Annotated in this window: 11 protein-coding genes; all 11 read right to left on the minus strand. The window is 41.6% G+C overall.

Annotated features, from left to right (window positions below):
- Nucleotides 1-36: 36 nt before the first annotated feature.
- Nucleotides 37-2,340 (minus strand): T9SS type A sorting domain-containing protein, encoded by a 2,304-nt coding sequence (locus QHT84_RS03580; RefSeq protein WP_283238164.1) that lies wholly within the window; start codon nt 2,338-2,340, stop codon nt 37-39.
- A gap of 68 nt (nt 2,341-2,408) precedes the next feature.
- Complete coding sequence (locus tag QHT84_RS03585) at nt 2,409-2,897, minus strand: nuclear transport factor 2 family protein (protein ID WP_283238165.1); 489 nt, start codon at nt 2,895-2,897, stop codon at nt 2,409-2,411.
- The gene (locus tag QHT84_RS03590; RefSeq protein ID WP_283238166.1) at nt 2,894-4,111 is read right to left on the minus strand and encodes a BaiN/RdsA family NAD(P)/FAD-dependent oxidoreductase; all 1,218 of its coding nucleotides are present in this window, start codon (nt 4,109-4,111) and stop codon (nt 2,894-2,896) included. The genes QHT84_RS03585 and QHT84_RS03590 overlap by 4 nt, the downstream gene beginning before the upstream one ends.
- The gene (locus QHT84_RS03595; RefSeq protein ID WP_283238167.1) at nt 4,108-4,755 is read right to left on the minus strand and encodes a glycerophosphodiester phosphodiesterase; all 648 of its coding nucleotides are present in this window, start codon (nt 4,753-4,755) and stop codon (nt 4,108-4,110) included. The genes QHT84_RS03590 and QHT84_RS03595 overlap by 4 nt, the downstream gene beginning before the upstream one ends.
- 2 nt (nt 4,756-4,757) lie before the next feature.
- The gene (locus tag QHT84_RS03600) at nt 4,758-6,419 is read right to left on the minus strand and encodes an alpha-amylase family glycosyl hydrolase (protein ID WP_283238168.1); all 1,662 of its coding nucleotides are present in this window, start codon (nt 6,417-6,419) and stop codon (nt 4,758-4,760) included.
- Between the two features lie 4 nt (nt 6,420-6,423).
- Complete coding sequence (locus tag QHT84_RS03605; protein WP_283238169.1) at nt 6,424-8,787, minus strand: TIM-barrel domain-containing protein; 2,364 nt, start codon at nt 8,785-8,787, stop codon at nt 6,424-6,426.
- Between the two features lie 6 nt (nt 8,788-8,793).
- Nucleotides 8,794-10,641: a glycoside hydrolase family 13 protein gene (locus tag QHT84_RS03610; protein WP_283238170.1), complete on the minus strand. Its 1,848-nt coding sequence runs from the start codon at nt 10,639-10,641 to the stop codon at nt 8,794-8,796.
- A 135-nt stretch (nt 10,642-10,776) separates the two neighbouring features.
- Entirely contained in the window at nt 10,777-13,083 is a 2,307-nt protein-coding gene (locus tag QHT84_RS03615) for a glycoside hydrolase family 65 protein (protein ID WP_283238171.1), read from the minus strand.
- Nucleotides 13,084-13,118: 35 nt separating this feature from the next.
- The gene (pgmB, locus tag QHT84_RS03620; RefSeq protein WP_283238172.1) at nt 13,119-13,772 is read right to left on the minus strand and encodes a beta-phosphoglucomutase; all 654 of its coding nucleotides are present in this window, start codon (nt 13,770-13,772) and stop codon (nt 13,119-13,121) included.
- A complete protein-coding gene (locus tag QHT84_RS03625) occupies nt 13,772-15,121 on the minus strand; it encodes an MFS transporter (RefSeq protein ID WP_283238173.1) in 1,350 nt (449 codons plus the stop codon). Before QHT84_RS03625 ends, pgmB begins: the two co-directional genes overlap by 1 nt.
- A gap of 186 nt (nt 15,122-15,307) precedes the next feature.
- Nucleotides 15,308-16,327, minus strand: coding sequence for a LacI family DNA-binding transcriptional regulator (locus QHT84_RS03630; protein ID WP_283238174.1), 1,020 nt, complete (start codon nt 16,325-16,327; stop codon nt 15,308-15,310).
- Between the last annotated feature and the right edge of the window lie 139 nt (nt 16,328-16,466).

Below are 16,466 nucleotides of genomic sequence, written 5' to 3' on the forward strand. Positions count from 1 at the left end.
AATATAGTTTAAATTTTAGTTGGTTTAAAACGGTATCTACTTAATAATTAGCTTTTTGGTTATTTTCTGATGGGTGTCAGTCATCACTTCCAGCAAATACAAGCCTTTAGCGAAATTCGAACTATTGATGCTGACTTCATTTGACAAGACATTGGAAGCGTTGTAAATTCGTTTACCCGTAATTTCATAGATAACTATCGATTTTATACTTTGAGACGCATTGGTGTTCGATAGGGTAATCATTTCATCCGCCGGATTCGGATACAATAGAATAGTATCCTGATCAAAATGGGGTACACCTAAACTTTCAACAAATTCCGTGTTGAAGGTATTGGTCACAATAGGCGGGTTGTAATCAAAGAAAATCGAAGCTGTATTCGGAATAATATCTCCAATGACATAGCCCGCTCTTGGTTTGAGACGGAAATGGATATAACCGTGACTGTCGTTTGGATTGGTGGCTGTTGGCGGTAAATTAATGTTATAGAAATGCCAAGTCAGTTGGCTGCCGGCACGTCGGGTATTTACGGTATGGCTCGAAGCAAGCATTTCAAAAGTGGTTTCGTCTAAATCGGCATCGAGAACATCTTCTACCCGAATGAACTCGGCTTCAGCGGTTCCGGTATTTTCAAACCGAATAGTGTAATACAAATAATCATCGGAGGTAAAATCATCAAAAACAATCCTGCCGCCATGCGATTCGGCCTTATCATTCGGGTCGTAGGAACCCACAATAGTTTGTGATAAACCGGCGTTGTTATTGTTTGGAAAAGCATCGCCAATCAATGGTTCTATGCTCACCGCATGGGTTACTATGTCTCCTAATGACACCGTTGGAATCGTGGGAACTTGCATTAGGATATAAATATAACGCTCTTCATTTGGCAACAAATTGCTGAAGGTATACTCAAAACCGGAAGCCGTTGCAATAGTGCCGGTTTCCGAAACACTCACTATAGAAACTACCGGACTTTTTGTAAAAGAAATGGTTCCTGTATTTACTGTTTCAGTTCCTTTGTTTTTATAGGCTAGGGTAATACCGTACGTAAACCCCGGTCTTGGATTTCCGTTTGGAGTTATTCGTACTTCTAAATCGTTTAGAGTTTGAGTCTGTAGGATAGGGAAGTAGAGCGTATTGCTGCCGCTTCCTGTAGGTAACGTAATGTTGGTGTAGGCTGTTGCCGAATTGAAATAGGCCGCATATTCTGTATTAAACGAGTAAGCTATGTCATAGGAATTCGTGGGATTGGTATCAAAAATGTAAAAAACACCATGATCAGGATAGCCGAAAAGCGTTGTTCCGGAGTTATTAATTTCATATTCGAAATGCCCAATATCAATCCCGCTTTCACCTACATCTTTACTGCCGTTATTATTGATGTCTAAAAAGGAAACCAATGTTAAACTTTCGGGACACATTCCATTGTTTGTACAATCATAAGTACAAAATTCGAGAGCACTACTCCAAGTTCCGTTTATGGTATTGGCACAAACGGCTCTTACAAAAAACAAATAGCAGGTTTGTGGGTTGAGTCCGGTAATCGTAAAGGGATTGGTTTGTGTAAAAATACCGTTGGTTGCCGATGTTGGATTGGGAGAACCAATCGGAAGCACGAGTACTTCCCAGGTGCTGCTGGTGCCCGGGCTAGTCCAACCGAGCGTAACAGTGGAATTGGTTATCGAGGTAGCTGTCAAATTCGTTGGCGGTTGGCAGTTTTCAAAGCAATTTTGCGTATTCAAAGTTAATGTAGTAATCGCAAAACACCCGGTTTCCGGTCTTTCTACTCGGGCAAATAGCGTTTGTGTCCCCGGATTAACTATAGGAATGTATACGGCTGGCAAGGGGTTAACACCTAATTGAGCATTGGTCAAAGTATCATAATAGGTAATAACGACGTTGGTATTACCATTACTTATCATCAGATCAGCCTGTTCCAAATTATAGATAGCCAACTCCGTGGGATCACAAAAGAAAAGTTCTCCGGGATTGGCTACCGGTATGGGCAAAACGCGAATATCTACGGTTGAGATATTGACTACGCTCGTTGAATTGTTTAGAATTCTAATGCCTATGGTTTGGATTGCCGCAACGGTGTTTACAAAACTATTGGGTGTTGTAATGATGCCGGTATTGTTTTGAGCAGCTACAAAAGATTCATGATACGTTAGGGTATAATCAGTCGGGTTCACAGTAGCCAAAATGGTCGAATTTAACTGCGTCAAATCAAAAACAGCAAATTGGTCATTGTTGTCATCACACACTTCTAATGGAGGATAAGCCGTTTGAAATTGGGCATTGGCCGTTACAGTAAAAAGGAAAAGAAGTAGAAGTTGTTTCATAAGTCAGTTATTTGAAATTCAAATTTAACTGATTCAGAATTAACTACTTCAAAATCATAAGAAAATTTTTAATGTAAACTTACCACTTTGGCTATCTTCCATTTCCCATTAATTTGTTTCCAAAAAATGGTAAAGCGACTCACTTTTTTGGGTTCATCGGGCGGATTGGTAGTGTTGCTGAAAGAATGAAGACCAATCTCTACAGCGCCATACTCTTTAATAGGATACACTTCTATGCTACCGGGAACAAGCGCTCGCGTGACTTTACCACAAATGTGTTTTTGGGTTCCTTCGAGGATGTCTTTTTTCGAATGGGATAAACCGCCTTGATCGTGGTAAAACTCGATGTCCTCCGTGTAGAAATCAGCATAGACTTCAAATTTTGTGTCGCAATGATTGTAAGCATCAAAGAAAATGCTGTCTTGTTTAACAATAGTCCGGTACAACGCAGGATTGTCCGGAATATAGTTTTTAGTCAGTTGATAATCATTTGATTTTGAGGAGCCACAACTCACCAATAACGGGAACAGGGCTACTAATAAGATAATCTTTTTCATGATGCTGTAATGGAATGAGCTACTATAAATCCGCCGGTCCAAGCGTTCTGAAAGTTGAATCCGCCCGTAATGGCGTCGATATTGACAATTTCTCCGGCAAAGTAGAGGTTTTGGTGTAATTTACTTTCCATCGTTTTGAAATTAATTTCCCGTAAATCGATGCCACCCGCCGTTACAAATTCTTCTTTGAAGGTGCTTTTACCGTTCACCTGAAAATGGGCATGGGTGAGTTGGTTGGCCAAATCGGTCAGTTGCTTTTTCGACAAATCAGCCCATTTGGTTTCGTTTGAAATGCCGGAAGCCAACACCAAACTTTCCCACAGCCGATTGGGAAACTTGAAAGGCGATTTTTTACTCACTGCTTTCTTGGCATGTTCTTGTTTGAGTTCTTTTAGCGTTTCCATCGCTTCCTCAACAGTAATGTCGTTAAGCCAATTGACTTCCAATACAAATTGATAGTTTTTCTCTGCCAATAGTCGGGCGCCCCATGCCGAAAGCCTCAAAATTCCCGGTCCTGACATTCCCCAATGCGTAATCAATAATGGTCCTGAAGCTTCTAATTTGGTGCCTTTGACTCTCACATGAGCTAAAGCCGAAACACCCATCAAATCTTTGATGCGGGCATCTTTGATATTAAAGGTAAATAACGATGGCACCGGAGGGACAATCGTATGGTTCATGCCGGCAAGCAGCTCCCAAATCTTAGGGTTGCTGCCCGCAGTCAGTACTACTTTTTGGCACGAAAAAGTCTCGTGATGGGTTTCGACTTTCCAAAAGTTTTCCCCATGAAAAAGCGATTGAACGCTTTGACCGGTTAAGACTTCTATTTTTAGTTTCCGGGTTAAGCCCAAAAAGCAATCGATGATGGTTTGTGAGGAATCAGAAGTAGGAAACATGCGCCCGTCATCTTCAATTTTTAATGCGACACCGTGTTTTTCAAACCATTCAATGGTGTCACCCGAGCAAAATTGATGAAACGGACCGCGCAATTCTTTTTCGCCTCTAGGGTAAAACTTGACCAACTCATTCGGCACAAAACACGCATGGGTCACATTGCAACGTCCGCCGCCCGAAATACGCACCTTTTCCAATACGTTTTTGCCGCGTTCGAGTATGGCAATCTTCAGCTTCGGATTTTGCTCTGCGATATTGATAGCGGTAAAAAAACCGGCTGCGCCGCCGCCTACAATGATAATGTCATACTTTGCGTTCATAGTCTTTCCGGGAAATCAGTAATAATGCCGTCTACTCCTAAGGATATAACAAAGGTAATATCTTCGGGCTCATTTACCGTCCACGGAAAAATTTTAAATCCTTTTTCTTTGATTTTTGCGGCATTTTCAGCCGTTAGTAAATGAAAGTAAGGATGAATGGAGTAGGCTTTGATGAATTTGGCATAAGCCAATGCCAAGTCCAAATCAGTTTCGGTTAACACGCCTATTTTAAGGGTTTCGTCGTGAAAACGGATTTCCTGCAAGGCATTCCAATCGAAACTGGAAATGAGGATTTTGCTTTTGTCGAAGGTGCTTTGGGTTATCAAATCCAAAACAGGTTGCGTAGCCGAAAAGGTTTTGAGTTCCACATTAATTTCACAACGGTTATTAACCAATGTAAATACATCTAGTAAAGTAGGAATGTCTACTTGTCGTAATTCTTTGGCACTGTAATCAGTTACCAATCCGGTTTTCGAAGTGGTTCGGTCAATGGTTTCATCATGGATAACTATCGGAACTTTATCCAAACTGAGTCGGACATCCAACTCAATCATATCCACGCCCAATTCTATAGCCTTTTGGAAAGAGACCAACGAATTTTCGGGCGCATGGCCTTTCGCACCGCGATGACCTATTTTGAGCATGATTATAGTTTCTCCAACAAAACTAAGGTAAAATTGGTTTCTAAAGTCACTTTTCCGTTTTCCACGGTAGCTTCCGTGTTCGAATACGTGTCTCTGACTTTAGAGCCATTGGCAAAAATGGTCCCCACAGCGATTTCTTTTTTCCCTTTGGGTAAATCCAAACCTACCACTATTTTGTCGCTGAAATTTCCGCTGGTATAACTTCGGCTGAATACATAGGGCGAAGCTGAAATCATTTGGTGAACGCCGGCGCCCACAGCGGGATGGTTTTTGCGGAACATACCCAATACTTGATAGTGCATTAACAATTGGTTTTTAATGCGGTCGATTTGCAAATCATCCCAATTCATAAACGAACGCAACGTGGCATCGCCTTGTGCGCCTTCAATATCCAACGGACGTGCCGTTTCATCGCCGTAATACACTTGTGAAATTCCCGGAGCCAGCAACAATTTGGTTCCGGCTTCAAAAACGCGTTCTCTTTTTTTGTCGAAGGGATACCCGTCATCGTGCGAAGTCGTGTAGTTCATGACGGTATGACCTTTTAGCTCGTTTTGTAAAATGTTGGCATACTTAGAGAACAATTCTTCGTAACCCATCTTGGCTTCATTTCTGAAATCGAAATTGATTAAACCGGAAAACCCATTGGCATAATAATCGACTTTTTTATCGCCAAAATCGTAAAGTCTTTTGGCTCCGATATTGTAACCGTAAACCTCACCAACCGTAAAGAAACCGTTGTTGTCCAAGACTTTTTTCGGGTTGTTCTTTTTGTATTCGGCAAAAGCCAAGTCACATACTTTTTTAAAATCCGACCAAACGTCTTCGGTAGTATGCTTGGCGGTATCTACCCGGTAACCGTCTATACCGTAATCGGTAATATAATCCGAAAGCCATTTCATGATGTAATATTTCGGTGCTCTCGGATAGCCGGTTTTTTTGAAGAAAGCATCCAGTTCGGCTACTTCTTGGTCGTAGCGACCTTCTTTTTTCCATTTTTCTGCCAGCATTGGCGGTAAAGCCACATTAGCATTGCTTTCGGTTTTTACATCGGGCAAGTTTTCCACCAAGGTGCAATTGATGTAGGTATCATACGATTGATACGTACATTTAGGCGAAGTCCGAACCCAATCGCTCGGATAAACGGGGTCGAGTTCCGTAACCGGTCCGGTGTGATTGATAACCGCGTCTAATAAAATTCGGATGCCTTTGGCGTGTGCTTTTTCGATTAACTCTTTCAGATCTTCTTTGGTGCCGTAACTCGGGTCGACAGCGGTCCAATCTTTAGTCCAATACCCGTGAAAACCATAGGTGTTTCCGGTGCCTTCATCTACCGAACCGTGAATTTGTTCTACCACCGGTGTCATCCAAATGGCATTGATGCCTAAATTGGTGAAATAGCCTTCGTCGAGTTTTTGAATCACCCCGCGGATATCGCCGCCTTCAAAACCACGAAGTTTTCCGGTAGGTTTGTTACGGTTGATGATGTTATCGTTGTTGGGATTTCCGTTTTGAAATCTGTCAATTAAAAGAAAATAGACATTGGCACTTTCCCAAACAAATGGCGTTTGAGTGGTCGGAGCTTCTTTTTTTACTGTTTCTTTGGTACAATTACAACCCAACAATAGGAGCGAAGCCGATAGGGTAAGGAGGATATTTTTCATAGGTTTAGTATTCAATTTTAATTTCGGGCGCTGCGCCTTTTTTCCAGGTTACCGAAAGGGATAAAGTTTCGTCGGTGGTTTTGAAGCTTGCTTCTTGTCCGTTAACAAAAACACGTTTGGCCTTGATGTTGTGCACGAGTACCGTCACATTTTTGTCAGTCGCACTGTAGTTTTTACCAACGGTTGAAGTGAATTTCAGCATCAATTCTTTGCCATTGTTATTGCTGTTGAAATACAATAGTTCGTACTGCCCTTTTTCAAAAGCTTGCGGTGTTTCGCCGTTGTCGTGGTATACTTTTCCGGTCGACGTTTTTACGGTGGCATCAAAATAAAAATGCAAGTTGAACTTGTTAAGGGAATATTTTGTAGTGTTCTGAATCGTCTCAATCATCGGCACAAAACTACCGCCTCGCACGAAAGTCGGAATCGAAGTTTCGGCTACCGTTATAGTTTCGGTCGAACCGGCGGCGTATTTTTTACCCGAATAAAAATCGAACCAATTGCTGCTTTTCGGAAAATAGACTTGGGTTGTCGTGACACCGGCTTTGGTAATCGGTTTGATTAAAAAGGCATCACCCCAAAGGTAACTTTCCTTTTCGTTGAGCAATTTTTCATTGTTTGGTTCTTCAAAGAATAACGGTCGCATGAACGGTGTTCCTTTTTGGTTGTTGTCGAAAGCCAACGTGTAATTGTACGGCAATAGTTGGTAACGTAGTTCCACTGCTTTTTTGGCTTTAGCCAAAGTAACGATGTCTTTTCGTGCAATTTCTGAAGCGACTTCCTCTTGTGCATGCGGACGGAAAATCGGGTTGAAAACACCGTATTGCAACCAGCGCAAATACAACTCGTTATCGTTGTAATCGCCGGCAAATCCGCCCAAATCAGAATGCATGTACGCCAAGCCTTGCATTCCCATTTGCAGAGAAATTTCCATTTGCGATTGTAGGCCGCCCCAACTGCGAGAAACATCGCCGCTCCACGGAATCATCCCAAATCGCTGTGAACCCGAATAGCCGGCGCGCATCAGAATAAAAGGACGTTGGTTAGGGAAATCTTTTTGGTACCCTTCGGCGATTAATTGCGCCCAATGATGTCCGTAAATATTGTGTACTTCGTCGGCCTTGCCGGCTGCGGTAATGACTTTAGACGGAAATACTTCGGGTTCGCCCAAATCGCCCCACATACCACCAACGCCCTGATTGATGAGTCGTTGGTATACCTTCCAAAACCATTGCTTGCCCTCGGGTTTAAAAATGTCAACCACACCGGTATTGCCGAAATAAAAATCCCAAGTGGCCGGTTTGCCCTCTTTGTCCTGTACCAAGATATTTCGAGAGGCTGCTTCTTGCCATTTGGAGGAAGTGGTTAATATGAAAGGTTCCGTAATTACAATGGTTTTGATGCCTTTGGCATTCAAATCGGCCATCATTTTTTCGGGATTGGGGAAGTTATCGGTGTCCCAATCGAGGTTGCCCATAGTGCCTTTTATGGTTTTTCCGAACCAAAATAAATCCAAAATAACGGCATCGACCGGAATGTTTTCCTGTTCAAATTTGCGAATCGTTCCTTCTAAAGATTCCTGAGAGCGATAGCCAAAACGACTTGAGAAGTTGCCAAAGCTCCATCTCGGCGGTAAGGGTTGTTTTCCGGTTAAATCGGTATAATTGGAGATCAAATCGTCCCAAGTATCGCCTACAATCACTTGGTAGGTCTTTCGTCCCGAAATGGTTTCGTATTCTAACGTATTGTTCTTTTTGCTGTCTAAATCCAAGTAGCCAATCGCGGCATTGTCGAAGTGTACGGCGTATAATTTGGAAGACAAAACCAGTGGGATACAAAAGTTCATCAATTCGGCTCGGGTTTCATAACCATAATGGGCTCTGTTGTATAAGGCCAAACGATTGCCCCGACGATTCATGCCCAAAGCACGGGCACCACCGCCGTATAACACTTCCGAATTGTCGAGGTTGAATTGCAGCACTTCGGTGCTGTCTTTTTTGAGGTAACCGTTTTTTTCCGAGAGCAACACTTTACCTTGGTTGGAATAAGTGATTTTAAAAGGCGATTTATTAATCACAACCATGAGGTCCGGCGTGGCCAATGAAACGGAACCTGCTGTTTTCGATACCGTAGCCTTGACTTTCTCGGGAGTTTTGATAACGGCATGCGAATTAGGATTGAATACTTCTCCGTTGGGCACAAATGAAGTTTCTATGATTTTATTCGAGTACGGTTTGATGCGATAGGTGCCGTCTGAGGTTTTTACTTCCAACAAGTTGTTTTTCCAACTGTGGGACACATAGTTTCGGTTCGCATTTTGGGCGAAGGTAACAGCGGATAGAAATAGTAATAAAAATAGTTTTTTCATGCGGGATTATCGGACAGGTCTTTGGGTTAACTCTAAAATTAAAGCCGATTTCGGTTCCAGTGTCAAATCATTGGTCAAATCAAATCGCTGACCGCTCAGGACGTCATTACCTATGGACAACTTTTTAATGTTTTCTTTGAATCGTGCGGTTTTTAGTGTTTGTTTTTCGTCGCTATTGTTTAGGATGACCATTACGCTTTCTTTTTCGTTGTAACGGAAATGCACGTATACATTGTTCTCGGGAACGTATTGGGTTGTTTTTCCGGTATGGATGACTTCTTTTGATTTTCTCCAGTTGAATAATTTGGCTGTGAAATCGTAGAATTCGTTCTGGAATTTGGTTCGCCCTTCTTTGGTAAAAGCATTGTTGGTGTCACCTTGCCAACCACCGGGGAAATCCCTGCGAATGTCGCCATCACCGACACCTTTATCTCCGGCCATACCGATTTCGGAACCGTAATAAATTTGCGGAATGCCGCGAATGGTAGCTATTAAAGTCATGGCCATTTGGTATTTTTTGAAGTCGCTGCCATAGGCTTGGTTAAAGCGATTGGTGTCGTGATTTTCGGCGAAAACTAAAATATTATTGATGTTCGGATACAGAAAATCGTTGGCGAAATTTTCATAAAGTTTGATGATTCCGCTATCCCAGGAAGCTTTGTCTTCGTTGAAAACACCACCGTTAATGGCATCGTGCAATGTAAAATCCATGACGCTCGGCAAGTAGGAGTTGTAACTCTGAATGGCGCCAATTTTACTGTCTTTTTGCCAATACGCCATTTGCGCTTGGTCGTGCATCCAAACTTCGCCTACAATGTTGAAATTCGGATATTCATCGGTAATGGCTTTGGTCCATTTGGCAATACCTTCTTTGTCGTTGTACGAATAGGTGTCAACGCGGAAGCCATCTAAATCGGCGTATTCAATCCACCAAATCGCATTTTGAATCAAATAGTTCAGTACCAAAGGATTGGATTGATTCAAATCGGGCATCGATTTTACAAACCAACCATCGGCACATTTTTGATAGTCGCTTTGAGAGGCATTCGAATCAAACTGTGTTGTCATTCTGAAATTGGATTGGGTGAATTCGGGCCATTGATGCAACCAATCGCGTGTCGGCAAGTCGTTCATCATCCAGTGTTTGTAACCCCAGTGATTGGTCACATAATCCATAATGTTTTTCATGCCGCGTCGATGCAATTCGGCACTCAGGCGCAGGTAATCTTCATTGGTGCCGAAACGCGCATCAATTTTATACACATCCGATTGGCCGTAGGTGTGATACGAGCCGCGCTCATCGTTGTCTTCGCAAAGCGGCGTCGGCCAAACGGCAGTGGCACCAAGCGATTGAATGTAATCGAGGTTTTTGATCATCCCTTCGATATCGCCGCCGTGACGGCCGTCTTTATTGCTGCGGTTGGCTTTTTCAAAAAGTTTGTCGTTGCTGTCGTTGTTGGGATTTCCATTGGCAAATCGATCCGACATGATGAGATAAATCACATCCGAACTGTCGAAACTTTTGCGGAAGCGGGAGTTTTCTTTTCTTGATTTCAGCACATAGGATTGGGTGAACGATTTTTTGCCGTTTTTGAAAGTGAACACCAAGTCCTGGGCCGGAACATTTTTAGTATCGATGGTTACGAACAAATAATTCGGGTTTTCGGTTTTTTGAACACTTTTGATACTAATTCCGTTAGAAACGGTGACTTCGTTTAGAGCAATGTTTTTGCCGTAAAACAGAATTTGTAAATCGGTATGGGTCATATCGTTCCACCAAAAAGGCGGTTCTACTCGGTCTATTTGAGCCAAAGCCGAGACGGAAATCAGGAGAAAGAAAAGAAGTTTTTTCATTGTATTAGGTTTTCATTTTGTTGTTTTTTTCTTTTCGACCATGGAGAGAAATCTCACAATGCCGGGTTGATCAAATAGAATCGCTAAATAAAAAACCCTCTCAGAGTAGTATCCGAAAGGGTTTGATAATTTTAATTATACCGTCACCAAACTATTCGGCTCCACCAAAACCGCTTTGCCGTTGACAAAAACGGTAATCGGGGAATTGCCTTCTAACGTAAATTTGGTTTCATGTTGGTGAACCGAAACTTTTAGAATTTGGTTTCTGAAATTGATTTTAAACGAATAACCGTTCCATTCATTAGGGATTCTCGGTTCGAAATGTAAGGTATTATTTTTAACCCGCATACCGCCGAAGCCCTCTACGATACTCATCCAAGTGCCGGCCATAGACGTTATGTGTAAGCCTTCTTCGACTTCTTTGTTGTAATCGTCTAAGTCCAAACGCGAGGTTCTTAAATAGAACGTATACGCTTGCTCCATTCGGCCCAAAACAGCGGCCTGAATCGAGTGTACGCAAGGCGATAGCGAACTTTCGTGAACGGTAAACGGCTCGTAAAAATCGAAGTGTTTTTCCAATTGTTCTTTGGTAAAATGATCTTCAAAGAAGTAGAAACCTTGCAGCGTGTCGGCTTGTTTGATATAAGGCGAACGCAGGATTCGGTCCCAAGACCATTTTTGGTTAATTGGGCGTTGCGATTTGTCTAAATCGTGTACTTTGACCAACTCTTTATCTAAGAAACCGTCTTGTTGCAAGTATACGCCGTGTTCTTCCGAATACGGGAAATACATGTGGTCGGCCACTTTTTTCCAATGCAGCATTTCGGCATCGTCTAAATTGACTTTGCTCATGATTCTGGCGTAATCAGAAGCGTATTCTTGTTTTACTTTTTGGATTTGCTCGATGGCGTAATCGATACACCATTTGGCGATATAATTAGTGTAGAAATTATTGTTGACGTTGTTTTCGTATTCATTCGGACCGGTCACACCCAAAATCACATATTGATTTCTGTAGGTAGAGAATGTCGCTCTTTGGTGCCAAAAACGAGCGATGCCAATCAACACTTCCAATCCTTTTTCGGGAATATAACTGTAATCACCGGTGAATCGGTAGTAGTTGAAAATAGCAAAAGCGATAGCGCCGTTTCGGTGAATTTCTTCGAAGGTGATTTCCCATTCGTTGTGGCATTCTTCCCCGTTCATGGTTACCATAGGGTAGAGAGCCGCACCGTTTTTGAAACCTAATTTGGCTGCATTTTCGATAGCTTTATCCAATTGATTGTAACGATACGCCAATAGATTTCGGGCGACTTGTTGGTCTTTGGTAGCCATATAAAACGGAATACAATAGGCTTCGGTATCCCAATAGGTGGAACCGCCGTATTTTTCTCCGGTGAATCCTTTTGGTCCGATATTTAAGCGGGAATCTTTTCCTAAGTAGGTTTGATTCAATTGGAAAATGTTGAAACGAATCCCTTGCTGTGCTTTGACATCGCCTTCGATAGTAATGTCGCTCATCTCCCAAATTTTCGCCCAAGCGTCAATTTGGTTTTGTAACAAACTGTCATAACCCAAGGCCAGTCCTTTTTGAATCACTTTTTGGGCTGCCGGAATTAAGTCGGCCGAAGCATGATTCATAGAAACGGTATAACCGCCCAGTTTTTGAAGTGCAATGGTTTGTCCTTTGGGAACCAATTGTTCGTAGGTAAAAATTACTTTATCAGAAGTGGTATCGGTAAATACCGGTTCGGCATTTTGATTTTCGTTGTTGAGGTAAATGCTGTTGTGCATAAAAGTGGCGACTTCAAAATGGGTTTTGAACGTGCGCGCTACCACAAAAGCTTCGTTGATATCGTGTTGCGTTTGTAACGGTTCCCAAAATTTCTCTTCCCAGTTGGCATCTTCGTTGTGTACACCGGCATCCAAATAGGGCTTGAATACGACAGTGGCATCTTGATTTTTCGGCGTGATTTCGTATTTGATGACACCCAACTCATCCATATCTAAAGATAAAAATCGTCTGACGTTGACCTCTACTTCGATACCGTTGTGTAAAAGTGCGGTGAACGAGCGATGGTACCAACCTTCTTTCATATTCAGTTCCCGTTTGAAATCAGACACTTTACAAGACGCTAAATCGAGTGTTTCGCCATTGATTTCGACTAAAACGCCAATCCAATTCGGGGCGTTTAACACTTTAGCGAAATATTCGGGATATCCGTTTTTCCACCAACCCACTTTGGTTTTGTCCGGATAATAAATACCGGCTATGTAGCTTCCTTGGAAGGTTTTCCCTGAATAGAATTCTTCAAAATTGGCACGTTGCCCCATGGCACCGTTACCAATACTGAATAAACTTTCCGAGGATTTCACTCTGTCTAAATCAAATCCTTCTTCAATAATCGACCAGTTGTCTGGTTTGATATAATCTTGGTTCATTGTAATTTTTTTATTGTCCTTTTGTCATTCAATTTTTAGTCGATGAAGGCTTCTATAAAAGCCAAATCCATAAACGTAAAATCTTTAAAATTATATTTTGCTTCATGTAAAATCGTGGCATCTCCGATGCCTACGCTAATCATGTTGGCGATGTTGGCGGCTTGAATTCCGGCTACACTGTCTTCAAAAACGATGGCGTTTTCGTTGGACACGTTCAGTAATTGCGCGGCTCTGAGAAACACTTCCGGATCCGGTTTGGCATTTGACACATCGTTTCCGTCAACAATAGCATCAAAAAAATGCAAGATTCCGGTTTTTTCTAAAATGGGTCGTGCATTTTTACTGGCGGAACCCAAAGCGATGAGCTGTTTTTTTTCTTTTATAAATTCGAGTACATGCAATACTCCGGGCAATATTTCGCTTTCGTCCATATCGACCAAGTAGGATAAGTAATCTTCATTTTTTTGAATCAACCATTTATTCTTGTCTTCTTGAGAGGCTTCAATATTGCCCAAAGCCAGGATAATGTCAAGGGAACGAACGCGGCTGACTCCTTTTAATTCTTCGTTGTGTTCGGGGGTAAATTCGATGCCCAATTCCTGAGCTAATTTTTGCCACGCTAAAAAATGGTATTTAGCCGTGTCAACAATTACGCCGTCGAGATCGAATATAAATGCTTTTTTACTCATTAAATAGTGTCTTTACTGTCTTTCACTTTAAGGGCTAAATAGGCCGCAATAATAAAGCTTACGCCGCTCATTACTAAAGCATAGATAGCGTGGTCGCCGTAAACATATTTTACCAGCGGACCGCCGATTAAAGCATTGATAATTTGAGGGATTACAATGAAGAAGTTAAAAATTCCCATGTAAACGCCCATTTTTTTCGGGTGAATAGCACCGGCTAATATGGCATAAGGCATGGCTAAGATACTCGCCCATGCAAAACCGACCAATACCATAGAGAAGATTAAAGCTTCTTTATTAGGCATAAAGTACATTGAAATTAATCCGATTCCACCCAAAACCAAGGATAAGGCGTGTGTTTTTCTTCGACCGATTTGTTTGGCTATGTAAGGAAGAAGAAAGGCTACAATAGCTGAAACAAAATTGTAAACTCCGAAAATGATTCCGACCCAATCTCCGGCCGATTGAAATTCAGGACTTTTGGTATCGCCAACAGACAAGCCGTAAATGTGTTGGGCGATGGCAGGCGTAGTGAATACCCACATGCCGAATAGTCCGAACCAGGAGAAGAATTGTACCCAACTCAACTGACGCATGGTCTCCGGCATTTTGGCAAAGTCGGTAAAAATATCAGAGAGTTTGGATTCTTTTTCTTCACCCATGGCTTCAAGATGTTCTTTTTCATCTCGAAATTGGGCTAATTCTTCCGGAGAATACTCTTTTGTGGTAATGACTGTTATTACGATAGAGCCAATTAAAATTAAGGCACCGATGATAAAGGAATAGATTAGGTTGTCGGGAACTGCCGAGTCAGCGGTAGATTGATTGCTAATGCCAAACCATTCGTTTAACACGTAAGGGAGCCAAGAACCTACAACGGCACCAATGCCTATTAAAGCCGTTTGAACGCTAAAGCCCAAGGTGTGTTGGTCTGCTCTTAAATTGTCGCCGACCAAGGCTCGGAAAGGTTCCATGGCAATGTTGAATGAGGCATCCATAATCATTAGCATTCCGGCACCAACCCATAAGGCCGGCATGAAAGCGATGAAAATTTCGGCTTGCGGCATCAATATCAAACCAATGGAGGCCAATAAAGCACCGGTTAAAAAATACGGTTTTCTTCTCCCGAATTTTCCCCAAGTGTTATCGCTGTAATGACCGATTAAAGGTTGGACAATCAATCCCATTAAAGGTGCAATAATCCAAAACCATGATAATTCATGAACATCGGCACCAAAAATTTGAAGAATTCTGCTGGCATTAGCATTTTGAAGGGCAAAACCCATCTGTATTCCCAAGAAACCGAAACTCATGTTCCAAATTTCCCAGAAACTTAACTTACGCTTTTCCATTTATCGTAATGTATTGATTTATAATACGATAAGCGATTTGCTTATCAAAACTTAATTGGGTTCGAAGTAAAAGTATAAGCTTTGATAATTGCGGTAAAGATAATAAAGAATTTATAATGTGACCATCCGACCCCAAAAAAATGAGTTTAGAAGGTAACGCAAACGTTTTTTGTTGATAAGAAATCTTTACTTGGTAGATTCTCTTTCCACTAATTCGGTCTCGATTACTTCTGTTCGGTATTGTTCTTCCTCTTCTTCCTCTGCTTCTAATCTTTCAATAAGCATTTTGGCTGCTTTGCCGCCCATTTTTACGCCGTTTTGACTCACTGTTGTGATGCTGGGAGAGGAATATTTCGAAATGATTCCGTCGGTAAATCCGATTACAGAAATATCGTCAGGGACTTTTTTGCCTAATTTATGTGCTTCTTTGATGGCAGTGACTGCAAACAATTCATTGACGGCAAAAACAGCATCAATTTCGTTGTTTGTCAAAAGATTGGCGATGCTGTCTTCGAAGTTTTCAGTATCTTCAATTTTCAAGATCAAATTTTCGTCAACTTTCAGGTCGCTGTTTTTTAAGGCTTTGATGTAGCCTTCTGTTCTTAATTTGCCTACGCTGACATAGTCGACCGTTGAGATTAAGGCAATCTTTTTGAAACCTTTATCAATAAAATATTGCGTGGCATTAAAGGCAGCCAAGCTGTCGTCAATGATTACTTTGTCGCATAAAATTTCATTGGTGATTCGGTCAAACATGACAACCGGCATACCTTGGTTGATTACTTCGGTAATGTGATGAAAGTCCTTTTTTAATTGTGTTTCTTTGGATAATGACATGATAAAACCGTCGATACTGCCATTGGCCAACATTTCCATGTTAATTACTTCTTTGTCAAAAGATTCGTCTGACAAACACACCAAAACATTGTATCCGTTTTCATTGGCCACATGTTCTACACCGCTGATGACGGTGGCGAAAAAATGGTGTATGATTTCAGGAATAATGATGCAAATCGTTTTCGTCTTTTTATTTTTTAAACTAAGAGCGATATTGTTGGGTTTGTAGTTATACAACTTGGCAAATGCTTGTACTTTTTGACGCGTGTCTTCACTAATTTCCATACTGTTTCGCAACGATTTGGAAACGGTCGATATGGACACATCCAGTTCTTTGGCTATTTGCTTTAAAGTTACTTTTCTTTTCATTCTGGGGATGTCGTAAATATTGTTTTCCGAATAAAGATATAGGTTATTTTTAATTCTGTCAATTTTATACTTAAAATAATGAATTAACGAAAAAGTTTTCAACACGAAAACGTTTTCGGCTCATATTTAACAGCTGTTT

This window comes from Flavobacterium sedimenticola, from assembly GCF_030053345.1.
In the GTDB taxonomy this organism is placed as follows: domain Bacteria; phylum Bacteroidota; class Bacteroidia; order Flavobacteriales; family Flavobacteriaceae; genus Flavobacterium; species Flavobacterium sedimenticola.